At 68.2% G+C, this 22,612-nt stretch carries 22 protein-coding genes; 11 read left to right on the top strand and 11 right to left on the bottom strand.

Annotated features, from left to right (window positions below):
- Positions 1-260 precede the first annotated feature (260 nt).
- The 5 genes from QRN25_RS10315 to QRN25_RS10295 are packed head-to-tail and all read right to left on the bottom strand — an operon-like array spanning position 261 to position 4,720.
- A complete protein-coding gene (locus tag QRN25_RS10315; RefSeq protein ID WP_285019413.1) occupies positions 261-1,529 on the bottom strand; it encodes an adenosylmethionine--8-amino-7-oxononanoate transaminase in 1,269 nt (422 codons plus the stop codon).
- Positions 1,526-2,158 carry a dethiobiotin synthase gene (bioD, locus tag QRN25_RS10310; protein ID WP_285019410.1) on the bottom strand — a complete coding sequence of 211 codons (633 nt, stop codon included), beginning with the start codon at positions 2,156-2,158 and terminating at the stop codon, positions 1,526-1,528. The genes QRN25_RS10315 and bioD overlap by 4 nt, the downstream gene beginning before the upstream one ends.
- Entirely contained in the window at positions 2,155-2,940 is a 786-nt protein-coding gene (locus tag QRN25_RS10305) for a methyltransferase domain-containing protein (RefSeq protein ID WP_285019408.1), read from the bottom strand. The genes bioD and QRN25_RS10305 overlap by 4 nt, the downstream gene beginning before the upstream one ends.
- Entirely contained in the window at positions 2,937-3,548 is a 612-nt protein-coding gene (locus QRN25_RS10300; RefSeq protein WP_285019405.1) for an alpha/beta fold hydrolase, read from the bottom strand. Before QRN25_RS10300 ends, QRN25_RS10305 begins: the two co-directional genes overlap by 4 nt.
- Entirely contained in the window at positions 3,545-4,720 is a 1,176-nt protein-coding gene (locus QRN25_RS10295) for an aminotransferase class I/II-fold pyridoxal phosphate-dependent enzyme (RefSeq protein ID WP_285019403.1), read from the bottom strand. Before QRN25_RS10295 ends, QRN25_RS10300 begins: the two co-directional genes overlap by 4 nt.
- Before the next feature lie 267 nt (positions 4,721-4,987).
- Here QRN25_RS10295 and ybeY point away from each other — a divergent pair, with 267 nt between their 5' ends.
- The 4 genes from ybeY (at position 4,988) to QRN25_RS10275 (ending at position 8,229) form a co-directional block, all read left to right on the top strand.
- Positions 4,988-5,494, top strand: coding sequence for an rRNA maturation RNase YbeY (gene ybeY / locus QRN25_RS10290; RefSeq protein ID WP_285019401.1), 507 nt, complete (start codon positions 4,988-4,990; stop codon positions 5,492-5,494).
- Between the two features lie 7 nt (positions 5,495-5,501).
- Entirely contained in the window at positions 5,502-6,419 is a 918-nt protein-coding gene (locus tag QRN25_RS10285) for a hemolysin family protein (RefSeq protein WP_008831117.1), read from the top strand.
- 55 nt (positions 6,420-6,474) lie between these two features.
- Positions 6,475-7,359, top strand: coding sequence for a LysR substrate-binding domain-containing protein (locus tag QRN25_RS10280; protein WP_172705104.1), 885 nt, complete (start codon positions 6,475-6,477; stop codon positions 7,357-7,359).
- 147 nt (positions 7,360-7,506) lie between these two features.
- Positions 7,507-8,229: a DUF2059 domain-containing protein gene (locus QRN25_RS10275; protein WP_285019396.1), complete on the top strand. Its 723-nt coding sequence runs from the start codon at positions 7,507-7,509 to the stop codon at positions 8,227-8,229.
- Between the two features lie 121 nt (positions 8,230-8,350).
- Here the strand turns inward: QRN25_RS10275 and QRN25_RS10270 are convergent, their stop codons facing one another.
- A complete protein-coding gene (locus QRN25_RS10270) occupies positions 8,351-9,370 on the bottom strand; it encodes a PhoH family protein (protein ID WP_036525997.1) in 1,020 nt (339 codons plus the stop codon).
- Between the two features lie 261 nt (positions 9,371-9,631).
- Here QRN25_RS10270 and QRN25_RS10265 point away from each other — a divergent pair, with 261 nt between their 5' ends.
- Complete coding sequence (locus QRN25_RS10265) at positions 9,632-10,123, top strand: RcnB family protein (RefSeq protein WP_502910455.1); 492 nt, start codon at positions 9,632-9,634, stop codon at positions 10,121-10,123.
- Between the two features lie 187 nt (positions 10,124-10,310).
- On the opposite strand, the gene QRN25_RS10260 is transcribed toward QRN25_RS10265, so the two are convergent.
- Both QRN25_RS10260 and miaB read right to left on the bottom strand, forming a co-directional pair.
- Positions 10,311-11,018: an alpha/beta fold hydrolase gene (locus tag QRN25_RS10260; protein ID WP_285019392.1), complete on the bottom strand. Its 708-nt coding sequence runs from the start codon at positions 11,016-11,018 to the stop codon at positions 10,311-10,313.
- Positions 11,015-12,361, bottom strand: coding sequence for a tRNA (N6-isopentenyl adenosine(37)-C2)-methylthiotransferase MiaB (gene miaB, locus QRN25_RS10255; protein ID WP_285019390.1), 1,347 nt, complete (start codon positions 12,359-12,361; stop codon positions 11,015-11,017). The genes QRN25_RS10260 and miaB overlap by 4 nt, the downstream gene beginning before the upstream one ends.
- Before the next feature lie 517 nt (positions 12,362-12,878).
- Between miaB and QRN25_RS10250 the strand changes: the two genes are divergently transcribed.
- The 3 genes from QRN25_RS10250 to QRN25_RS10240 all read left to right on the top strand — a co-directional run bounded on the left by QRN25_RS10250 (position 12,879) and on the right by QRN25_RS10240 (position 16,122).
- The gene (locus QRN25_RS10250; RefSeq protein WP_285019388.1) at positions 12,879-13,214 is read left to right on the top strand and encodes a hypothetical protein; all 336 of its coding nucleotides are present in this window, start codon (positions 12,879-12,881) and stop codon (positions 13,212-13,214) included.
- 364 nt (positions 13,215-13,578) lie between these two features.
- Positions 13,579-15,327: an arginine--tRNA ligase gene (gene argS, locus QRN25_RS10245; RefSeq protein WP_285019386.1), complete on the top strand. Its 1,749-nt coding sequence runs from the start codon at positions 13,579-13,581 to the stop codon at positions 15,325-15,327.
- Positions 15,328-15,330: 3 nt separating this feature from the next.
- Positions 15,331-16,122, top strand: a complete 792-nt coding sequence (locus QRN25_RS10240) for an SPOR domain-containing protein (RefSeq protein ID WP_285019384.1) — start codon at positions 15,331-15,333, stop codon at positions 16,120-16,122.
- Positions 16,123-16,267: 145 nt separating this feature from the next.
- On the opposite strand, the gene QRN25_RS10235 is transcribed toward QRN25_RS10240, so the two are convergent.
- The 3 genes from QRN25_RS10235 to hemC all read right to left on the bottom strand — a co-directional run bounded on the left by QRN25_RS10235 (position 16,268) and on the right by hemC (position 18,963).
- Positions 16,268-17,176 carry an MICOS complex subunit MIC60 gene (locus QRN25_RS10235; RefSeq protein ID WP_285019382.1) on the bottom strand — a complete coding sequence of 303 codons (909 nt, stop codon included), beginning with the start codon at positions 17,174-17,176 and terminating at the stop codon, positions 16,268-16,270.
- Positions 17,176-17,886: a uroporphyrinogen-III synthase gene (locus QRN25_RS10230; RefSeq protein ID WP_285019379.1), complete on the bottom strand. Its 711-nt coding sequence runs from the start codon at positions 17,884-17,886 to the stop codon at positions 17,176-17,178. Before QRN25_RS10230 ends, QRN25_RS10235 begins: the two co-directional genes overlap by 1 nt.
- Before the next feature lie 126 nt (positions 17,887-18,012).
- A complete protein-coding gene (gene hemC / locus QRN25_RS10225) occupies positions 18,013-18,963 on the bottom strand; it encodes a hydroxymethylbilane synthase (RefSeq protein ID WP_285019377.1) in 951 nt (316 codons plus the stop codon).
- A 44-nt stretch (positions 18,964-19,007) separates the two neighbouring features.
- On the opposite strand from hemC, the gene tsaD reads away from it, so the two are divergent.
- Genes tsaD through QRN25_RS10210 form a run of 3 tightly spaced genes read left to right on the top strand, consistent with a single transcriptional unit; the run spans position 19,008 to position 22,587 of the window.
- Positions 19,008-20,042 (top strand): tRNA (adenosine(37)-N6)-threonylcarbamoyltransferase complex transferase subunit TsaD, encoded by a 1,035-nt coding sequence (gene tsaD / locus QRN25_RS10220; RefSeq protein ID WP_211149658.1) that lies wholly within the window; start codon positions 19,008-19,010, stop codon positions 20,040-20,042.
- Positions 20,039-21,037, top strand: coding sequence for an NAD(P)H-dependent glycerol-3-phosphate dehydrogenase (locus tag QRN25_RS10215; protein ID WP_285019374.1), 999 nt, complete (start codon positions 20,039-20,041; stop codon positions 21,035-21,037). The genes tsaD and QRN25_RS10215 overlap by 4 nt, the downstream gene beginning before the upstream one ends.
- Positions 21,034-22,587: a lipopolysaccharide biosynthesis protein gene (locus tag QRN25_RS10210; RefSeq protein ID WP_285019371.1), complete on the top strand. Its 1,554-nt coding sequence runs from the start codon at positions 21,034-21,036 to the stop codon at positions 22,585-22,587. Before QRN25_RS10215 ends, QRN25_RS10210 begins: the two co-directional genes overlap by 4 nt.
- The last annotated feature ends 25 nt before the right edge of the window (positions 22,588-22,612 follow it).

Raw genomic sequence — 22,612 nt, 5'->3', positions numbered from 1 at the left:
CGCACTCGATTGCATCGGCGGCTAACGGGAATGCGGATCATTCGCAATAGCAACATTTTGCGACAGGTTCGTTTTGACGGAAATGTTGTAAAACGGCATCGCAGGCAGGAGGCGTCTGAAGTCGCCGGAAAGCGGGGGTTGAAGGGCCATGGAGCACAAAGGATTTGCGCTGCTCACCGATGTTGCGGTCGCGACAAAGCTGCCGGGCGGCTCGGCTCCATTCGCAATTGCGAAAGCTTACGCCGCCTAATTTCAGGCCACTAGAACGAGACGACGGCCTCGCCGATGGCGTTCCACACTTCGTCGAGCTGGTCGTCGGTGATGCAGTAGGGCGGCATCACGTAAACCGTGTTGCCCAGCGGGCGCAGCAGCACGTCGCGGCTGCGGAAGAAGGCCATGAGTTCGGGCGCGAGGCTGTCCATGTAGCCGCCGGTGCCCATCGTGCGCATGTCCAGCGCGGCGATCGTGCCGAGCGTGCGCGGGTTGTCGAAGTGGCAGAACCGGCCCAGCTTCTCAAGCCAGGCCGACTGCCTGCGAGCGAGGTCGTCGATGCATTCGCGCACCGGCTCCTCGGCCCAGATCGCGAGGTTGGCGGCGGCGGCGGCGCAGGCCAGCGGGTTGGCGGTGTAGCTGGAGGAATGGAAGAACATCTTCGCGCGGTCGGTGGACCAGTGCGCGGCGAAGATGTCCTCGGTCGCCATGGTTACCGCCAGCGGCAGCGAGCCGCCGGTCAGTCCCTTGGACAGGCACAGGATGTCGGGGACCACGTCGGCCTGTTCGCAGGCCAGCAGGGTGCCGGTGCGGCCCCAGCCGGTCATCACCTCGTCGGCGATGAACAGGACGCCGTAGCGGGTGCAGATTTCGCGCATCGCGCGCAAGGTTTCCGGGCCGTAGACCAGCATGCCGCCCGAGCCGAGGATCAGTGGTTCCAGGATCAGCGCGGCGATGTCGCCCTCGCGACACAGGGCCTCCAGCGCGTCGAGCGTTTCCTGCTCGGCCCCGGCGGCGGGGTAGGGGATGCGGCCGACGTCGAACAGCAGCGGCGCATAGGGCTGGTTGAACACCCCGCGCGCGCCCACCGACATCGCGCCAATGGTGTCGCCGTGGTAGGAATGTTCCATCACCACGATGCGGTGGCGCGCTTCACCTTGCGCATGCCAGTAGCCGAGCGCCATCTTCAGCGCGACCTCAACGCTGGTGGAGCCGCTGTCGGAGAAGAACACCCGCGTCAGTTCGCTCGGCATGATCGCGGTCAGTCCGGCGGCGACCTGCTCGGCGGGTTCGTGCGTCCAGCCCGCGAAGATCAGCTGGTCGAGCTTCTGGGCCTGTTCGGCTACGGCGGCCATGATGCGCGGGTGGCAGTGGCCGTGCGTGGTCACCCACCAGGACGAGATCGCGTCGATCACCGTGCGCCCGTCCGCCGTGTGCAGCAGCGCGCCTTCGGCATGGGTGACGAGCGGGATCGGCTCGCCGAGGCCATGCTGGGTGAAGGGGTGCCAGACAGGAGAAGCGGCGGGCGGAAGTGTCACGCGAAGTCCTCCAGCCGGAAGTTTGCGGCGAAGGCGGCGGCCAGCGTCTGTGGCGTCAGCGGATCGAGGCGGGGCAGGCGGCCGAGGCGCTTGACGTTGCCCATCGCGCAGATGGTGGCCTCGCTGTCCTCCACCGGATCGCCGACGAAGGCCACACCGAGCACCTCGACGCCCCGCGCGCGCAGGGCCTCGATCGAGAGCAGCGAGTGGTTGATGGTGCCCAGCATCGTGCGCGCCACCAGCACCACCGGCGCGCCCCAGCGGGCGAACTGGTCGGCGTAGGTTTCCGTGCGCGAGATCGGCACCAGAGCGCCGCCTGCGCCCTCGACCACCAGCGGGCCATCGATGTCCGGCAGGGCGAGGCGGGCGGTGTCGATGGTCACGCCGTCGATCTCGGCGGCGAGGTGGGGGGAGCAGGGCGTGGTCAGGCTATAGGCCTCGGCCAGCACCTTGCCTTCGGGCAGTCCGCCGAGGAAGCCGACGCGCTGGGCGTCGGGGCCTTCCTCCTCGATTCCGGCCTGCACCGGCTTCCAGTAATGCGCGCCCAGCGCCCCCGCCAGCGCGGCGGCCAAGACGGTCTTGCCGATGCCGGTATCGGTGCCGGTGACGATCAGGGTGCGCTGGGTCATTGGGGGCTCACGTAAGGAAATGTCGGGGCGCGGCGCAAGTGGCAGGTCACCACCTCGTAAGTGACGTTGCATCCGCTTTGGGCGAACCGCGCCATCACCGCGCGCAGCTGCGCCGGGTTGAGAGGCCGGTGCGAAGGCGCGGAAGTGCCTGCGCCGATGGCCTTGACTGCACGCACGAAGGCGCGCGGATCGAGGTGGGTTTCGGTCATGTCCTCGACCAGCAGCGTCTCGGGGGAGAGTGTCGCGAAGGCCTCCACCGGGGGGTAGGCGGGGGTGCCGGGAGTTATCCCCTCGGCTTCGTGCGCGGCGCGCCATTCTTGGAAACTGCGCGGTCCCAGCGTGGTGACGACGAGGTGCCCGCCGGGCGCCAGCCACTGCGACAGGCGGGCGAGGGCGGCGGGCGTATCGTCGAACCACTGCACCGCAAGGCTGGAGCAGATGAGGTCGAACGGGGCGCCCTCGGGCGTGCCGTGCTCGCCGTCGAGGGTGGCGAAGCGAAGCGTTCGCGCATCGTCGGACGTGGGAAGGGCGGCGCAGCAACGCTCCACCATTTCGGGCGCGATGTCGGTGACCAGCCAGTCGCCGCCGATGCCCTGATCGATCAGCGCGGAGGTCAGGAAGCCGGTGCCGCAGCCGATCTCCAGCACGCGCGGGGCGGGCGGAAGGTCGAGCGCGGCGATGCGCGCGGCGAGGGTCTGGGCGACCTCGCGCTGGATGCGGGCGTGGCCGTCGTAGTCGGGTGCGGCGGCGAAGGCGCTGCGGATGCGTTCCCGCCTGCTCACGACAATAGCCCGCGAACGGCGGCGGCGCACAGCTCCGGAGCTTGCAGCGGCAGGAGATGGCCGCCCGCTTCGTGGTCGATGCGGCGGACCTGTGCTCCGGTGAACGTGGCGGCGCGCATCTCGGGCGGGAGCAGCGGGTCGGCCCCGCCGTGGATCGCCAGTATCGGCACGTCCGGCAGCGACGGGGCGGCGTCGCGCAGGCGCAGGAGGTCGGCGGCGAGCGCTTCGGTGGCGATTTCTCCGAAGGCCTCGGCGGAGCCGCAGGTCTTGCGGAACTCGGCGAGCACGCCGCGCGGGTCGGTCTCGAAGCGGCGCAGCATGCGGTCGAGTACGCGGACCGGGACGCCCGGTCGGCCCGGAACGGCGGTGAACCGCTCGAACCCGTTGATCGCCACGATTCCCATGAGGCCCGGCGGCGGGGCGGCGAGGACGCGCATGGTGCCGAAGGAATGGGTGATTGCGATGCAGGGGCCTTCGACGGCAGGCTCATGCGGCGTGCCGAAGTAGCCCCGGTCGTCGATGACCTGCGCCCGCTCGGGCAGCAGCGCGGCGAGCGGTTCCCAGAAGCGGTGGTCGAAGCCCCAGCCGTGGGCGAACAGCAGCTTCACCCCCGCTCTCCGGTGATTGCCTCGATAGCGGCGAGCAGGGCGTCGATGTCGGCCCCCGAATGCCCGGCGCGCAGGGCGAGGCGCAGGCGGCTGGTGCCGGCCGGCACCGTCGGCGGGCGGATCGCGGAGGCGAGGAAGCCTGCCGCCTCCAGCCTTGCGGAGAGCGCCATCGCCCCGTCCTCCGGTCCGATCACGGCGGGCACGATCTGGGTCGAGGACGCGCCGTGATCGAGGCCGAGGCGGGCCAGTCCTTCGCGCAGCCGGTCACCCAGTGCGGCGAGGTGCGCGCGCTCGGCGTCCATGCCCGGCAGCAGGTCCAGCGCTGCGTCCACTGCGCCCAGCACGGCGGGTGGCGGGGCGGTGGTGAAGATGAAGCCGCTCGCTGCGTTGGTCAGGTAGTCGATCAGCACCCGCGATCCGGCCACATAGGCGCCGAAGCCGCCCAGCGCCTTGCTGAAGGTGCCCATCACAAGGTCCACCTTGCCCGGCACCAGCGCCGAAAGCCCGCGTCCCTCGGGGCCGAGCACGCCGGTGGCATGGGCCTCGTCGACGAACAGCGCGGCGTCGTGGCGCTCGGCGATATCGGCGAGGCGCACCATGTCGGCGCGGTCGCCGTCCATCGAGAACACGCTCTCGGTCAGGATCAGGCGGGCGGGGGCATCGGCACCCTTTTCCGCCAGCAGGGTTTCGAGGTGGCCCAGGTCGTTGTGGCGGAAGCGGTGCTGGCGCACGCCCGCCATCGCGATTCCCGCGTGCATCGAGGCATGGATCAGGCGGTCGGTGAATATGGCCACGCCCGGGATGGCCGCGAGCAGCGCCGGGATCACCGCCGCGTTGGCCTGCCAGCCACTGGCGAAGATCAGCGCCGCCTCGCAGTGCTTGAACGCAGCGATGCGCGCTTCCAGCGCGAGGTGCGCCGCGCTCGTCCCGGTCACCAGCCGTGAGGAGCCGGAGCCGGAACCGTCCCGCGCGGCCCACTCGGCCGAGCGTTCCACCAGCAGCGGATGGCGGGCGAGGCCAAGGTAGTCGTTGCTGGAGAAGTCGAGCATCGTGCGCCCGGCGCGCTCGATCCGACCGCCGGGCAGCAGGGTCGTAGCGCGCAAGGTCCGGCGCTGTCCGGCGCGGGTCACGCGCTCCAGCGCTGCCTCGAGGTGTGAATCGAGCCGGCTCATGCCTCGCCCGGTATGGCAAGCGGGTCCTTGGCACAATGGGCGGTTTGTCCGGGGGGAGGTACGAAGGGGCGTCCGGCGAGGTTTCGGCGATCGTTTCCTCTCTCCCACGGGGCCTTGCCGGATCCCTTTTTCGTCATTGCGAGCGTAGCGAAGCAATCCAGGGCAGTTGAACGCCGCGCTGGATTGCTTCGCTACGCTCGCAATGACGGGGGTGGGGGAGAGTGGAACCACTCGACCCCGGCCACCCCGCGCGATAAGGCGCATTCCATGGACCTCGAAATCGACATCGAAGAACCCTGGGACGCCGCGACCGACTGGGCCGATCTCGCGCAGGCGGCGCTGGAAGCCCTCGTCACCCTCGCGCCCGAGCTGGACAACGAGCGCCTCACCACCAGCCTGCTGTTCACCAGCGACGCCGAAGTCCACGTCCTCAACCGCGAATGGCGGGCCAAGGACAAGCCGACCAACGTGCTCTCCTTCCCCATGCTGGAGCGCGAGGCCCTGCTCGATCTGGACGAGGACGGGCCGCCCGAAATGCTCGGCGACCTCGCGCTGGCGTGCGAAACCTGCACGCGCGAGGCGGCCGAAAAAGGCATCCCGGTCGAACACCACGCCACTCACCTCATCATCCATGGCCTGCTCCATCTGGCGGGCCACGATCACGAGACCTCGGACGAGGATGCCGAGGCGATGGAAGCGCTCGAAACAAAGTCACTTGCAGTTTTAGGCATTCCCGACCCATATGGGGACCGCACTGCAGCAACAGGGATTTAACCGTACGATGGCCGACAATGGCCGCCACGCCGACTCCGGTTTCGGAGAAGGGGACAGTACCAACACGCTTTGGCGTGCATTCAAGCGGCTTTTCCACGCAGAGGGCGACCAGTCCCTGCGCGCCCAGCTTGAGGAAGTCATCAACGAGCACGAAGGTGAGGCCAGCGGCGCGCTGACCGGCGATCTCTCGCCGATCGAGCGGCAGATGCTGCGCAACCTCCTGCATTTCAGCGAGCACGATGCCGACGACGTCGCCATCCCGCGCAGCGAGATCGTGGCGATCCCCGCCTCGGCCAGCTGGGCCGAAGTGGTGGAAGCCTTCGCAGAGCACGGCCACAGCCGCATGCCGGTCTACGGAGAGACGCTCGACGCCATCAAGGGCATGATCCACATCAAGGACGTGTTCCCGCTGCTGGCCCGCAGCGCCCCCCCGCCCGAGGACTGGACGACGCTGATGCGCCAGCCGCTCTACGTGCCGCAATCGCGCGGCGCGCTGGATGTGCTGGCCGACATGCGCGCCCAGCGCATCCACCTTGCGGTCGTGATCGACGAGTACACCGGCACCGACGGCATCATCACCATCGAGGACCTCGTGGAAGAGATCGTCGGCTCGATCGAGGACGAGCACGATGATGCGCCCGAGGAATTGCTGGTTGCAATCGACGCAGGTATGTGGGACGCGGACGCCCGAGCCGAACTGGACGATGTGGCCGAGCGGATCGACCCGCGGCTGGCCGAAGTCGAGGAAGCGGTTGATACTCTCGGCGGCCTGGCTTTCGTGCTGGCCGGACAAGTGCCCGAAGTGGGCGCGGTCCTGGACCACGAAAGCGGCTGGAAGATCGAGGTGACGGACGGCGACGAGCGACGCGTGACGCGCCTGCGCCTGCATCCGCCCGTGGAAGAGTTGGAGAGCGAGGCCGAATAACCGCTGTCGCCGGACCCTCCGGCGGCGGCCATAACCGAGTGAAAAGACCGCAATAGTGCCAGTACGTCGTCTACCTCCCCTGCGTGCGCTCGAAGCTTTCGTGCGCGTGGTGCGTCTCGGTTCCGCCAAGGCGGCAGCCAACGAGCTGGCGCTCAGTCCCTCGGCCCTGTCGCGCCGCGTCGCCGCGCTGGAGGACTTCACCGGCAAGCGCCTGTTCACCCGCCAGCACCAGGCGATGAAACTGACCGACGAGGGGCAGGCGTTCTACACCGCCATCGCGCCCAAGCTGGAAGAACTGGCCGAAGCGGTCGAGGCGCAGATCGATCGCGGCCAGGTGCTGCGCCTGCATCTGGGCGTGCCTTCGCTGTTCGGCGGCCAGCGGCTGTTCCCGCGGCTGCCCGAACTGCGCAAGCTGCATCCGCGCCTGCACATCGACATCGATACCGGCGCGCATCTGGAAGACCGCGTCGGCGATACGCTGGACGCCGCGATCATCCTCGCGAAGGAGCCGGACCCGCAGTATTACCGGGTGCAGCTCGATCACAACAAGGTCTACGCGATCACCTCGCAGGCGCTGGCCGAGGAACTGGGCCCGGTGCCGGACGAGGCGAAGCTGTCGCGCCAGACGTTCCTGATCCATCAGGACCTGCCCGACAGCCTTGATGCGTGGAAGCGCGCGATCGACCTGCCCGATCTCGACCCGGCCTCGGTGGACCGCTTCGATTCCGGCCAGCTGGTGCTGGAGGCCGCGGCGCAAGGTCTGGGCATCGCGATCATGCACGACGACCACTTCCGCCGCTCGCACGATACCCGCCTCGCGCGGGTCTACGACATCGAGGTGGAGAGCCCGTACCGCTACTGGTTCGTGTGTCGCCCCAAGTCGCTGGAAGCGCGGCCGGTGCGCATCTTCCACGAGTGGCTGCTGCAAGCGGGGCTTTGACGCCCTCCGCACACTGATCGTCATTGCTTCGCTACGCTCGCAATGACGGGGCTATCGCGACCAACCATCATTTTCATTTTTCCCATAGCGGCGAACGGGATATGCCCTGCGGCGTCCCGTTAGAGCGGGCCTGTGGGAGTATCTCAGATGCGTTTCGTCCTTACCGCTTGCGCCGCCCTGCTGGCGTCCGCTTCGCCTGCTCTTGCAGCCGAGCCCGTAGCTGCCACCGACCCGGCGCGTCTTGCCGCTGCGAAGCAGACGGTCGACTACGTGTTCCCACTCGGGACCTATGGCCGGATCATGAACGGCACGATGGACAAGATGATGGATTCCATCATGGATTCCATGATGCAGATGCCGCTCAAGGACCTTGCCGGGATCAGCGGCGTCGATACCGAGAAGCTGGGCAGCGGCACCATGGCGCAGATCATGGAGATCTACGACCCGGCCTTCAAGCAGCGCATGTCGGCCACCACCCGTACGATGATGACCGACATGATGGGCCTGATGACCCAGTTCGAGCCCGACATCCGCGACGGTCTGGCGAGCGCCTACGCCGGACGGTTCGACGCGAAGCAGCTGCAGGAGATGAATGCCTTCTTCGCCACGCCGACGGGCAAGGCCTACGCGGCGGATTCCTACATCATCATGATGTCGCCCGAGGTCATGAACAGGATGCAGGCGCTGATGCCCCGGCTGATGAAGGAAATGCCGGCGATCATCGACAAGGTGAAGGCCTCCACCGCCGATCTGCCTGCCCCGCGCAAGTACGCGGACCTCAAGAGCGCCGAGAAGGACAAGCTGGCCGGGCTGCTCGGCATCTCGCGCAAGGAGCTGGACGAGGGCGAGGCGAAGAAGGCGGCGGAGTAACAAGCCCACCCCGTCCGGCTAGGCCCTGCGGGCCAAGCCTCCCGGCCCTCCCGCAGGCGGGAGGGCAATCACGACCTTCTCCCCTCCCGCTTGCGGGAGGGGTTGGGGGTGGGCCTTTCTCTTAAGCGTCCGGCCCCTCGTAAGCCTCGACGATGCGGCCGACGATCGGATGGCGCACCACGTCCGCCGCGGTGAAGCGGGTCACCGCGATGCCGTCCACGCCCTCCAGCCGGGCGACCGCGTCGGCTAGGCCCGAGTGGCGATCGCCGCCGGGGATATCGACCTGGCGCGGGTCTCCGCACACCACCATGCGGCTGTTCTGGCCGAAGCGGGTAAGGAACATCTTCATCTGCTCGCGCGTGGTGTTCTGCGCCTCGTCGAGGATGACGAAGGCATCGGCCAGCGTGCGGCCGCGCATGAAGGCGATCGGGGCGATCTCGATCTCGCCGTTGGCGAGGCGGCGTTCCACCTGCTCGGGCGGCATGCAGTCGTAGAGCGCGTCGTAGAGCGGACGCAGGTACGGATCGACCTTGTCCTTCATGTCGCCGGGCAGGAAGCCCAGCTTTTCGCCCGCCTCGACCGCCGGGCGCGACAGGATCAGGCGCTGGACCGAGCCGGTCATCAGCTGGCTGACCGCCTGCGCCACCGCCACGTACGTCTTGCCGGTGCCTGCCGGGCCGAGCGCGAAGATGACGTCCGACTTGGCGAGCTGGCGCATGTAGTCGATCTGCGTCGCCGAACGCGGCACGATCGTCTTCTTGCGGGTGCGGATCATGATCGGCGGCGCGCCCGCGTCACCGGTGATGATGCCTTCGAGGGTGGGTTCGGTGCTCATGGCGATCAGGGATTCGATGGCGCCGGAATCGAGCGCCTGCCCCATCTCCAGCCGGTGATACATGCCCTTGAGCGTGTCGCGCGCGCGGGCGACGGCATCGTCCGGCCCTTCGATCTGGATCTTGCTGCCCCGGGCGGAGATGTACACGCCGAGGCGGTTCTCCACCTGCACCAGATTTGAATCGAATTGCCCGAACAGGGCTCCCAGCAACACAGGTTCGTCGAAATCTATTTCGACACGCGCCCGACGGTGGGTTTCGGGGCGGAATTGTGCCGGATCGACGGCACGGGCTGCTTTGCGGGCCATGTGCTCCTTTCATGCGAGATTGATGTCTCGTTCTACCGTGAAGATGGCTCCACAGGGCGCGCCCCGCAAGGAGGTTTCTGCAAAATTTCCTGCGTTTCGTCGGGGATAACTGCGCGTTTCGGCGCTCCGGCATGCAACTGTCGCAAGGGTGCGACACTTATGTCCCCACGCTGCACGCCGCATTCCCGGATCGTTCAGGAGCGCGCGGGCAGTTTCCAATCAGAAGGCCGGATACGGCTCTTGAGAAGAAGGAGAATACAGGTGCGCAAGTTCTTCATGATTGCCCTGGCTGCCGGTGTAGCCCTGCCGACCGTCGCGGTCCCGAGCATGGCCTCGGCACAGAGCGCCCGCGAAGTCCGTGACAGCGCCCGCGAGGTTCGCCGCGACGAGCGCGACTTGCGCCAGGCCCAGCGCTACGGTGACCGCCGCGACGTCCGCGATGCCCGCCGCGATGTGCGCGACTCCCGCCAGGAACTGCGCGAGGACTGGCGCGACTATCGCCAGTCGCATCGCAACGACTACCGCCGCCCGGCCTACGTCGGCCCGCGCGGCTATCGCTATCGCCCGGTGGCGGTCGGCTACCGCTTCCAGCCCGCCTACTACGGTGACCGCTACTGGGTGCGTGACTATGCCCGCTACCGCCTGCCCGCCCCGCGCGCCGGCCATCGCTGGGTCCGCTACAACAACGACGTGGTCATGGTGAACACCCGCACCGGCCGCGTGGTCACCGCGCACAACGGCTTCTTCTGGTAAGAAGCACACCCCCTTGCAGGAAGAGCCCCGGAGCGCGAGTTCCGGGGCTTTTTCGTGGATGCCCGCCTTTCGTCATTGCGAGCGCAGCGAAGCAATCCAAGGCGGTTTGCGCTGCCCTGGATTGCTTCGCTGCGCTCGCAATGACGAACCTGTGTGATCTTGACTCGCCGTTGGCGGACAGGCTCGACTACGCCGAAAGCCACTCACGCAGCGCCGCGTTCACCGCTTCCGGCCGCTCCATCGGCGCCATGTGGCCGCATTCGGGGATCGTCACCAAGGTCGCACCCGGCACGGCCTGCGCGATCGTGCGCGAATAGTGCGGCGGCGTGGTGCGGTCGTCCTCGCCGACCAGCACCAGCGTCGGCACCGAGATCGCGGCGAGGCCCGGCAGCGGATCGGCGCGGGCGATGATCGCGCCCTGCTGGCGCTCGAACGCCTCGATCCCGACCCGCAGGGCCATCGCCACCACCGCATCGCCGATCGCCGGATTCGCCTGCGGATGGACCAGCAGCCCGAGACTGCCGCGCAGCACCTTTTCGAAGCCGCGTTCCCGCGCGGTCCTGACGGCGGCGCGGCGGACGGCGGCATAGTCGGGCGCATCAGCCGTGGCGCTGGTGTCGAGCAGAGCGAGCCGCGTGACCCGCTCCGGCGCGCGGGCGATCACTTCCATCGCCACGTAGCCGCCCATCGAGAACCCCGCGAGCGCGAAGGTATCGGGCGCATCGTCGAGCAGCCGCTCGGCCATGGCGGCGATCGAGCCGTCGCTGAGCGTATCGGCGACGGTCATGTCCGCCACGTCCGCCAGCGCGGCAGTCTGGGCGCGGAAGACCTCCGCGTCGCAAGTCAGGCCGGGGATGAGGACGAGTGGCTGGCGGCCCGAATTTACAGCGTTCACGCCACCTCTGCGGTCAGCGGCACCGCACCGAGGCTGTTCGGCCCGGCGCTGGTGACCTCGACGCGCACGATCTGGCCGACCTCTGCCTCTCCGGTGAAGTGAACCGACTGCAGCCACGGCGACTTGCCGAGCCACTGTCCGGCATGCTTGCCCTTGCGCTCCACCAGCACGTCGCAGGTCTTGCCGACCGTCGCGGCGTTGAACGCCAGCTGGTCGCGGTTGAGTGCGGACTGGAGGCGTTGCAGCCGCTCGTCCATCACGGCGGCGGAGACCTGGTCGCCCATCGTCGCGGCAGGCGTGCCGGGGCGGGGCGAATACTTGAAGCTGAAGCACTGCGCATAGCCGACCGTGTCGACGAGCCCCAGCGTATCCTCGAATTCGGCGTCGGTCTCGCCGGGGAAGCCGACGATGAAGTCGCCCGACAACGCGATGTCCGGCCGCACCGCGCGCACCCGGTCGAGGATCTTCAGGTAGCTCTCGACCGTGTGGCTGCGGTTCATCGCCTTGAGCACGCGGTCGTTGCCCGCCTGCACCGGCAGGTGGAGGAACGGCATCAGCTTGGCGTTCTCGCCGTGGGCGTCGATCAGGCCCTGCGTCATGTCGTTGGGATGGCTGGTGGTGTAGCGGATGCGCGCCAGCTCCGGGATCGCCGCCAGCTCGCGCGCCAGACCGTCGAGGCCGACCGTCTGCCCCTTGGCGTTCTCGCCGGTCCAGGCATTGACGTTCTGGCCGAGCAGCGTGATCTCGCGCGCGCCGGCCTCGACCAGCAGCTTCGCCTCGTCGATCAGCGCGGCATAAGGGCGCGAGACTTCGGCGCCGCGGGTATAGGGCACCACGCAATAGGTGCAGAACTTGTCGCAGCCTTCCTGCACGGTCAGGAACGCCGTGGGGCCGGACCGCTTGCGCCGGGGCAGGGCGTCGAACTTGGTCTCGGCGGGCATGTCGGTGTCGGTGACGCGCTCGCCCGCGCTGGCGGCGCGGACCATCTCGGGCAGGCGGTGGTAGGCTTGCGGGCCGACGACCATCGTCACGGCGGGCGCGCGGGCCATGATCTCCTCGCCCTCGGCCTGCGCGACGCAGCCGGCGACGGCGATCATCGGTGCCGATCCGTCCTCGCGGTCCCAGTTCTTCACGAGGCGGCCGATGTCGGAATAGACCTTCTCCGCCGCCTTCTCGCGGATGTGGCAGGTGTTCAGCACGACAAGGTCCGCCTCCTCGCCTTCCGGCGCGGCGGTGATGCCCTGTTCGGCGAGCAGTTCGGCCATGCGGTCGCCGTCATAGACGTTCATCTGGCAGCCGAAGCTCTTGACGCGGTAGGTCCGGGGAGTCGCAGTCGTTTGCATCGCGCGCCGTTAGCGCAAAAGGGTGGGTTTGGACAGGGGGACTGCTCCGGGGTGGAGAGCGATGGTGCGGAAATAGCCCGTCATCGCCGCGAAGGCGGGGGCCATCTGATGCTGGTGCAACACGAGCCGTCAGGAGATGGGTTCCCGCCTTCGCGGGAATGACAATGAGGGGTGGGGAGCGGCCATCTACCGCTCATTTACCAATTTCGTCATTGCGAGCGTAGCGAAGCAATCCAGGGCTGTCTTGAGCCGCCCTGGATTGCTTCGCTACGCTCGCAATGACGAACCGGGGGTAGCCGTAAAGGGTGGTGAGCTGACTGTCGGCTGTCAGCCAAGCAGTGAATGAAGAAGACGTTCATCTTTTTCCGTCAGATGAGTCCCCTAGCAAGTGTTCTAGTTTAGGCCACCGATCATGATGTCTCTTTTATTGCTTGCGGCGATTACCCAGTACCAGATGCCTCCAGTGCCTCCAGCCCCATCTACAGGGGGAGCGGCATTGGAAAGCGAACTAAGCCGAATGGCCGAACGCTACCGCACACAATGCTATTCGGAGAAGGCTATCAAAATCATCATCGACAGCACCCGTCGCGCGAGGATGACCGTTCGGCCTCATGTCGCTGCAATCCAAGCGACGAACAAAGAGCTAGCCGATGCGGCTTACGCAGAACCATATGATATGGATAGGATGGTGCTGGCGATGCGAGCCCGTGCACAAGCTCAAGCTGAATCAATGACGCACTATCCAGATAACAGTATCGCTATATTGGAGCAGTTACCGAAACCGGATCAGGTGATATTTGCCCGATCCAATTCAGGCGCGACTCCGATAGTTCCACCTAAGTCTTGCCGCTGAAAGCGGAATTACAGTGCTTCCGAATAAGGCAACAACGTCCTCTCTCAATTTCTTGAAGATCAAGCCGGAACGGCAACAAAGGGGCGCTTACGGACCGCCGGCTTTCCTACAGACCGCCCGCTCCGATACATTGCGCCCATGCCCCGCTCGAACCTTCCCCGCCGCACAAGGTTACACCACAAGGTGACACATCCCGCTCACAAGGTGACACATCCTCCGCAAAATGTGTCACCTTACCTCCGCAAGGTGACACTTTCCGGCCCAAGGTGACACCTTTCCCCTCTGGACCGTGTCAACGGTGTAAACCTGTCACCTTGCAGCGCCCTGTTTCCCTTCTTCCATACTTGGGCTATCCGCGCGCGTCATGAGCACTACGCAGACCCTTTACGCCGCCTTCGCAGGCCACCTTTCCGCCGCGCTCGATGCGCTGGAAGCAGCGGGCACGCTGCCGGGCGGCCTCAAGCGAGGCGCGATCACCGTCGAGCCGCCGCGCGATCCCTCGCACGGCGACCTCTCGACCAACGCCGCGATGGTGCTGGCCAAGCCCGCCGGCCTGAAGCCGCGCGATCTCGCCGAGGCGCTGGTGGCGGAGCTGTCGAAGCTCGATTCGGTGACGTCTGCCGAGATCGCAGGGCCGGGCTTCATCAACCTGCGCCTCTCTTCCGCCACGTGGCTGGCCGAACTGCGGGCGATCGCCGATCTCGGCGCGGATTACGGCCGCTCGACGATGGGCGGCGGGACGACGGTGAACGTCGAATACGTCTCGGCCAACCCGACCGGCCCGATGCACATGGGCCACTGCCGCGGCGCGGTCGTCGGCGATGCGCTGGCGACGCTGCTGGAGTTCGCGGGCCACAAGGTCACCAAGGAATACTACGTCAACGATGCCGGCGGGCAGGTGCAGGTGCTCGCCCGCTCGGCGCACGTGCGCTACCGCGAGGCGCTGGGCCAGGATGTCGGCGCGATTCCGGAAGGTCTGTATCCGGGTGAATACCTGATCCCGGTCGGCCAGCAACTCGCCGCCGAGTTCGGCGAGACGTATGCTGACGCGCCTGAATCGGAATGGCTGGCGCTGTTCCAGAAGAAGGCCGTCGCCGCGATGCTGGTGATGATCAAGGACGACCTCGCGCTCCTCGGCATCCACCACGACCTGTTCTCGTCGGAGGCGGAACTGCAGGCCAGCGGCAAGCCCGACGAGGCCGAAGCCTGGCTGCGCGCCAAGGGCCTCGTCTACGACGGCGTGCTCGAAGCGCCCAAGGGCAAGACGCTGGAGGACTGGGAAGCGGTCGAACTGCCGCTGTTCAAGTCCACCGCGTTCGGCGACGATCAGGACCGCCCTATCAAGAAGTCGGACGGCACCTGGACGTACTTCGGTGCCGACCTCGCCTATCACTTCCAGAAGGCCCAGAGCGCCGACGCCCTCGTCGATATCTGGGGCGCGGATCATGCGGGCACCGTCAAGCGCATCAAGGCCGCCGTCGCCGCCATGACCGGCGCCGATGGCGAACCAACCCCGTTCGAGATCAAGCTGGTCCAGATGGTCCAGCTGCTGCGCGACGGCGAGCCGGTGAAGATGTCCAAGCGTTCGGGCAACTTCGTCACGCTGGCCGAAGTCGTCACCGAAGTGGGCAAGGACGTGGTGCGCTTCACCATGCTGACCCGCAAGCCCGAGGCGCAGATGGACTTCGACTTCGCCAAGGTCGTCGAAGCCAGCAAGGACAACCCCGTCTTCTACGTCCAGTACGCCAATGCCCGCGTCCACTCGACGCTGCGCAAGGGGCTGGCCGAGGGCGGCTTCACCCCCTCGGGCGAGCACGTCGAACTGCTGGGCGAAGAGGAGCTGGAACTGGTCAAGCTGGCCGCGCAGTTCCCCCGCATCGTCGAGGCGGCGGCAGCAGCGCGCGAACCGCACCGCATCGCCTTCTACCTCGGTGACGTCGCGGCGGCGTTCCATGGCTACTGGAACCTCGGCAACGACAGGGTGGAAAAGCGGTTTGTTAACGCGCAGGATGCAAAGCTGACGGGTGCGCGGCTTTTCCTGGCGGCGCAGATCGGGCAACTTGTCCGCAACGGCCTGGCTCTGCTCGGGGTCGAGGCGGTGGAGGAAATGTGATCCATGGCAGGCGCTGACGACGGCTATTTCCCGAAACCTGAGAAGAAGAACCCGGTGTTCGGTTCGGGCAAACAGGGCAGCCCCTACTTCGAGGAGGACGGCGATGCCTCCGCCTCGGCCGCGTTCGGCGCCACCGCGCAGCAGTTGCAGCTGGAGGAGGACGTGCGCCTCCCTTGGCTGGAAGGCGACGACGAGGGTTATGAGGAAGAGCGCTCCGGCATCGGGCAGGGTGTGCTGCTGGGCGCGCTCGGCCTCGTCGCGCTGGTGGTCATCGGGGGCGGTGTGGTCTGGGCGATCAAGAGCCGTCCCGAGCAGCCGCTGGTCGCAGACGGCGGCGTGATCGCCGCGCCCAAGGCCCCCTACAAGGTCAAGCCCGACAACCCCGGCGGCGAAGTCGTCGAGGGCACCGGCGACACCAGCTTCGCGGTGGCCGAGGGTCAGTCACGCCCGGTCCAGATCGACAAGAGCGACGATATGCCCGCGCCGGGCTTCCGCACGACTGCCGAGCCTGCCGAACCCAAGCCGACCGACAAGGCTTCCGCGGCCGCTCCGGTGGTCAGCGGTGTCGGTGTGCAGGTCGGCGCCTATGCCTCTAAGGAGGCGGCGGAGGCCGGGTGGAACACGCTCAAGACGCAGTACGAACCGCTCGGCAGCATGAGTCACCGCGTGGTTCAGGGCCAGGCGGACATCGGCACCGTCTACCGCCTACAGGCCGTCCCCGGCGACGGTGCGGCGGCGCGGGCCTTGTGCTCGGGTATGAAGGCCGCAGGGATGAGCTGTCAGGTCAAGAACTGACATACCCCCTTTCGTCATTGCGAGCGTAGCGAAGCAATCCAGGGCAGTTTAACGCCGCCCTGGATTGCTTCGCTACGCTCGCAATGACGAAGATTGGGGTCGGGAGGTTTGCACTCTCTCCGCTCACCCTGAGCTTGTCGAAGGGTCAAGCCCCCTCCGAAGCCTCCGGCGCCGGTTCTTCCGCAGGCGCGGTCGGCGCGAGCGGGCTGGGCTGGTCGACCGAATGCCCGGTCGAATCCTGCAGCCTGTTCGGCTCCAGCATCGCCGTCGTCTCCAGCAGGTCGAGCGCCTTCTGCGCGGCTTCGTAGCGGCGCGCATCGGCGATCCAGTTATCGGCCGCTTCGGCGCCGGGAAGCCGCTCGACCTCGCCGATGGCCGAATCGATGCGCTTGGCGGTGAGCATCAGGCGGGCGCGTTCGATCCGGGCGGTTGGATTGGCGAGCGCGGCCGAATCGCGGCGTACCACGAAGAGCGAGGTGATCTCCTGCCGTGTCCGCTCCCACAGGCTGCGGTTGGCGGTGCTGACCGTCAGTTCCGGCGACAGCGCTTCCAGCCGGGCGCTCAGCGCGTCGATGGTCACCGGGTTGGCGGCGAAATCCACCAGTGTCTGCACCGCGCGCGGCTGGGCGTTCATGAAGCGCAGGCGCAGCTGGTCCGCAAGATAGCCGAGCGGCTCGCCGCGATCGACCATGCGGCGGGCGGCGAAGGCGATCAGCAGGCCCTCGGCGCGCCCGGCGTTGCCGGCGGCGGCGCTGGTCTGCAGGTCGATGCGCGACATGCGGTCCTCGATCATGGCGAGGCGCCCCTCGACGGTGGCGATCTGCGACATTTGGGCGGCGGGCGGCGCGGCGGCGGGCCGGGGGCCAGGCGCGGGCGTGGCCGTCAGGGTAGAGGTGTTCGCGGCTTGGAGCAGGGTCGGCAGGTAGCCACGCGTCGCCAGCCAGGCGACGAGGCCGGCGCCGATCACGAAGGCAATGAGCGCAACGAAAAGCGTCATGCCCGCCGAGCGGCGCTGCGGAGGAACGCCGGGAGGGGCGGAAGGGATGTCCTGCATCAAGTCCTTGTCGTCGCGGTTGCTGTCCGTGGGCCGGTGTCTTGGCACATCTGCTGCGCCAAGGCCAGCAATGCGGCGTCGTCAGGCCGGGCGGCGCTGCGCACTTGCGCCCAGCCTTCCCCGGCGCGCGCGGCGACCCTCGGGCCGATCGCGGCGAGGCGAATTCGCCCGCGTGGGATTCCCGCATCGTTGCAGACTTGTGCGAACCGCAGGGCCGCCTCTCCGGAGTGGAGCAGGGCGAGGGCGGGGCTGGCCAATGCTGCGATCAGCGCGGGCGAAGCGGGCAGGGCCTCGCTGGCGTAGACCTCGCGTGTGACGATCGCGATGTCATCTGGCACATCGACGGCGGTGCGTTCCCGCCCGGCGAGGCGCAGCAGGCGGCGGTGTCCGGGCTGGAGTACGCCGAGCAGGTTCTGCAGGCCACCGTGGCCGGTCGCTGCGACCTCCATGCCCGCCTCTCGCGCGGCTTGAGCCGTGGTTTCGCCGACGCAGTAGGCGGGCAGGCCGCGATAGGCCGCCAGCTGAGGCCCACCATGGCGCAGCGCATTGGCGCTGCCGAGCAGGAGCGCGTCGATGGCGTCGCGCGCGACCGGCTCCCATGCGAGGGGGCGCACTGCGAACAGCGGGAAGGCCAGTGCCTCCAGCCCGCGTTCACGCGCTGCTGCCAGCGTGGCCGAGGCACCGGGCTCGGGGCGGAGGATCAGGATCATCGCCTTCGTCGTCCCGGACTTGATCCGGGACCGCTGGCAGTCTTTAGCCGCGAACTCGCCGCGCGCGCTGCAAGGTGGGCGGGTCCCGGCCACCGGTCCCGGATCAAGTCCGGGACGACGAAAGGCTCACGCTCCGGCAAAATGCACCGTGATGGCGGGAACCGCGCGGGCGAGCAGGTCGGCGGCGAGGCGGCCCGGACCTTCCGCGTCGGCGGCGGGGAAGCGGGCCTCACCCGTAACGTGCTCGGCGCCATCGGGGCTGTAGAGCGCGGCGCGCATGACGAGATGGCCGCCCTCGTTGCGGGTCAGCACCGCGATCGGGCTGTGGCAGTTGCCGCCGAGGCCCGCCAGCAGCGCCCGCTCGGCGAGCACTTGCGCGCGGCTGGGCGCGTCGTCCACGGCGGCGAGGAAAGCGCGGGTGCGTTCGTCGTCGGCGCGGCACTCGATCATGATCGCGGCCTGCGCCGGGGCGGGCAGCCAGTCCTCGGCGTCGAGGGGGTGGCCGGTGCCGGTCTCGCCGAGCCGCACGAGGCCCGCCCGCGCCAGGAACGTCGCGTCGGCCTCCCCCGCCGCCAGCTTGGCTAGGCGGGTGGCGACGTTGCCGCGGAAGGTCACCACCTTGCAGTCCGGCCGGGCGTGGAGGAGCTGTGCGGCGCGGCGCGGGGCGCTGGTGCCGACGACGGCGCCGGGCGGCAACGCGGCGATGCTTTCCGCGCCGACCAGCACGTCGCGCACGTCCTCACGCGGGAGGATGGCGCCGATCGTGAAGGCCCCGGGGCGGATCGTCTCGACATCCTTGGCCGAGTGGACCGCGAAGTCGATCTCGCCGCTCGCCAGCCAGGCGTCGAGTTCCTTGGTCCACAGCGCCTTGCCGCCGATTTCGGCGAGCGCGCGGTCCTGGATGCGATCGCCGCTGGCGGTGACGGCAACGATCTCTATATGCGCCGGATCGATTCCGTGCGCCTGGGCGAGCCGGTCTCGCGCCTCATGGGCCTGCGCCATCGCCAGCGGCGAACGGCGTGTGCCCAATTTGTAACGCTCAGGGCGGAAGGTCTGGTCTTGTTTATCGTTGGTCATCGGCGGCTTGTGCTACCGGGCATTGTCGTTCAGGGGAAGGCCGGATGAGCATAGTTCTCGGCATTGAATCCTCGTGCGACGAGACGGCGGCGGCGCTGGTCACCGACGGCAGGGTGATCCTCGCCCAGCGCATCGCCTCGCAGGACGAAGAGCACCGCCCCTTCGGCGGCGTCGTGCCGGAGATCGCCGCGCGCGCCCATGCCGAGCGGCTTGCCCCGCTGATCGAGGCGACGCTGGCCGATGCCGGGATGACGCTCGATCAGGTGGACGCGATCGCCGCGACCGCCGGGCCTGGGCTGATCGGCGGGGTCATGGTCGGCCTCGTCACCGCCAAGGCGCTGGCGATGGCCGCCGACAAGCCGCTGATCGCGGTCAACCATCTCGAAGGGCACGCCCTGTCGCCCCGCCTCGCCGATGCCAGCCTGGAATATCCCTATCTGCTGCTGCTGGTCTCGGGCGGGCACTGCCAGATTCTGCTGGTCGAGGACGTGGGCCGGTTCCGCCGCCTCGGCACAACCATCGACGACGCGCTGGGCGAGGCTTTCGACAAGTCCGCCAAGGTCCTCGGCCTCGGCTATCCCGGCGGCCCGGCGCTGGAGCGGCTGGCGCTTCAGGGCGATGCGAAGAAAGTGCCGCTGCCGCGCCCGCTCAAGGGTTCGGCCGAGCCGCACTTCTCCTTCGCCGGGCTCAAGAGCGCGGTGCTGCGGGCGAAGCAGTCGGGCGAGTACACCGATGCCGACATCGCCGCCTCGTTCCAGCAGGCCGCGATCGACTGCCTGATCGACCGCACCCGCCGGGCGCTCGCCAAGTGCGGGCCGGTGAACGCGCTCGTCGTCGCGGGCGGCGTCGCGGCGAACAAGGCGATCCGCGGCGCGCTGGAAGCGCTGGCGGCAAGCCATTCGCTGCCTTTCATCGCACCGCCGCTTAGCCTGTGTACGGACAATGCGGCGATGATCGCCTGGGCCGGTGTGGAGCGGTTCGAACGCGGGCAGTCCGACCCGCTCGACGTGGCGGCGCGCCCGCGCTGGCCGCTCGATCCGGAGGCCGAGGCGGTACGCGGTGCGGGAGTGAAGGCATGAACGCGAAGATCGGTGTTATCGGCGCAGGCGCATGGGGCACGGCGCTGGCGCAGGCATTCGCCAGCGATGGCAGCGACGTGCTGCTCTGGGCGCGCGAGGCGGAGCTGGTCGAGGAGATCAACCGCGACCGCCGCAACGGCCTCTACCTGCCGAGCGCCGCGCTGGCGTCCACCATCCGCGCCACCAGCGACCTGGGCGAATTCGCCGCACTTCCGGCGCTGCTGGTGGTCGTGCCCGCGCAGTTCCTCGCCTCGGTGATCGCGGGCCTGCCTGCAGGCGACCGGGATCTCGTGCTTTGCGCCAAGGGCATCGAGGCCGGAACCGGCCGCCTGATGGCCGACGTCGCCGCGAGAGCCTGCGCGCCCGAGCGGCTGGCAGTGCTCTCCGGCCCCACGTTTGCGCATGAAGTCGCCGCCGGGCTGCCGACCGCCGTGACGCTCGCCTGCGGTGGCGGGCGTGCGCAGTGGGACCGGCTGGCGCCGCTGCTCGCCCGCCCGGCGCTGCGGCCTTATTATTCCGATGACGTCGTCGGCGCCGAGATCGGCGGTGCGGTCAAGAACGTGCTCGCCATTGCCTGCGGTGTGGTCGAGGGTTTGAACCTCGGCCAGAACGCCCGCGCGGCGCTGATCGCGCGCGGCTATGCCGAAATGCTGCGCTTCGGGCTGGCGAGGGGCGCCCGCGCGGAGACACTGTCGGGCCTGTGCGGCCTTGGCGATCTGGTGCTGACCTGCTCCTCCACCTCCAGCCGCAACTTCTCGCTCGGCCTTGCGCTGGGCAAGGGGCTGACCGCCGCCGAGGCGCTGTCGGGCAAGAACAGCGTGGCTGAAGGCGCGGCGACCGCTCCGGTGCTCGCCGACCTCGCCCGCCGCGACGGCATCCAGATGCCCATCGTCGAGGCGGTCGAGCGGCTGCTGAAGGGCGAGGCTCCGGCGAGCGCGGTCGTGAGCGATCTCCTGTCGCGCCCGCTGCGCGACGAGCAGGAGCCGCTTTCTTGAGCACGCCATACGGCGATCCCGCCCACGCACCGCAAGGCGACAAGGAGCGCGACGACATCGCCGCTCTCGCCAAAGGCGGGCGCACCAACCTGTTCGGATTCTTCCTGCGGCTCGCCGCGCGCATCCCGTTCCTGTTCATCGCCGGGCGCGCCGCGTCCTACGGACCGGCCGCGCTGGGCCGCTTCGCCTCGGCGCTGGTGCTGATCGAACTGACCTCGATGCTCTGCACGATGGGCGAGAAGCGCGGGCTGGCGCAGCGGCTGTCGGAGACCGAGGGGCAGGTGCGGCCCGCCAACGTCATCGCCGACGGCTCGATCCTCGCGATCATCGCCAGTTGCACCGCCGCCCTGCTTTTCTGGTTCGTGCCGGGCGTGCTGTTCCCGGGTGGCCATTACACGCAGATCGACCGCTTGATGGTGATCGCGCTGCCGCCCTTCACGATGACCGAGATCTGGCTGGCCGCGCTCGCCTATCGTCTGCGGGTGACGCCGACGGTGTGGTCGCGCGCGATCGTGGAGCCGTGGACGATCTCGATCATGGCGGGCGCGATGATCTGGCTGGCGCCCGAGAGCGGGCTGTCCATCGCCTATATCGCCTCGATCTATGCCGCCGCGCTGACGGCGGCGATCCCGTTCTTCCGCGAATACGGCCTGCCGCGCGGGTGGAAGCCCCGGCCCGGCGCGATGCGCAAGCTGGCCTTGCGCTCGCTGCCGATCGCGCTGGCCGACGCCATCGAGTGGGGCACCCGGCGCGTCGACATCTTCCTGCTCGGCTTCCTTGCCCCGGCTTCGGCGGTCGGCGTCTATTACGCGGCGCAGCAGGTCGCGAGCCTGCCGCAGAAGCTCAAGACCAGCTTCGAGCCGGTGCTCGGCCCGGTGATCACGCGCAACCTGAAGGAAAAGGACTATGCCGCCATCGCCCGGCAGGTCTGTCAGGTGGGGTTCTGGATCACCGCCTCGCAAGCCGGGATCGCACTGGCGCTGGGCATTCCCGGCAACGGCGTGATGGGCCTCGTCGGACGCGAGTTCGTCGGCGGCACCGGCGCGCTGGCCTTCCTGCTCGCCGCCGAAGTGGTTGCCGCGACCGCCGTAGTGAGCGAGGCGGCGCTGATCTACGTCGCGCGGCTGCGCAACTTGTGGGTCTCGATCGGCACCATCGCGCTGCAGGCGGTGCTGACGCTCTTCGGCATCCTGCTGATGCAGCGGCTCGGCTTCAATCCGCTGTTCCAAGCCGCCGCTGCCGCCTGCGCGCTGATGCTGGCACTGGGGCTGTCCTCGATCGTCAAGTCGGTGATGCTGGCGCGCATCCTCAAGGAGCCGATCAACAACTGGCGCTGGGCGCTGGTCTGGGCCGCCGCTCCGGCCGTGGTCATCGGTTTCCTCGCGGTCCGCTTCCTGCCCGAATGGGCGGCGCTGGCCTTCGGCATCCCGGCGATCCTCGGTTCCTACTTCCTCGTGATCTGGAAGAAGGCGTTCGGTCCGGAGGATCGCCGCCTGTTCCAGAAGGCGAAGAAGGTCGAAACTCCGCTTGGCGAGCAACTGCCCGGCTGACAGCCCGGCTTCGGTTCTCTAGGTT

This window comes from Novosphingobium sp. fls2-241-R2A-195 (genome assembly GCF_030209485.1).
GTDB classification, from domain to species: Bacteria; Pseudomonadota; Alphaproteobacteria; order Sphingomonadales; family Sphingomonadaceae; genus Novosphingobium; species Novosphingobium resinovorum.
This window is presented reverse-complemented; position numbering and strand designations above follow the sequence as displayed.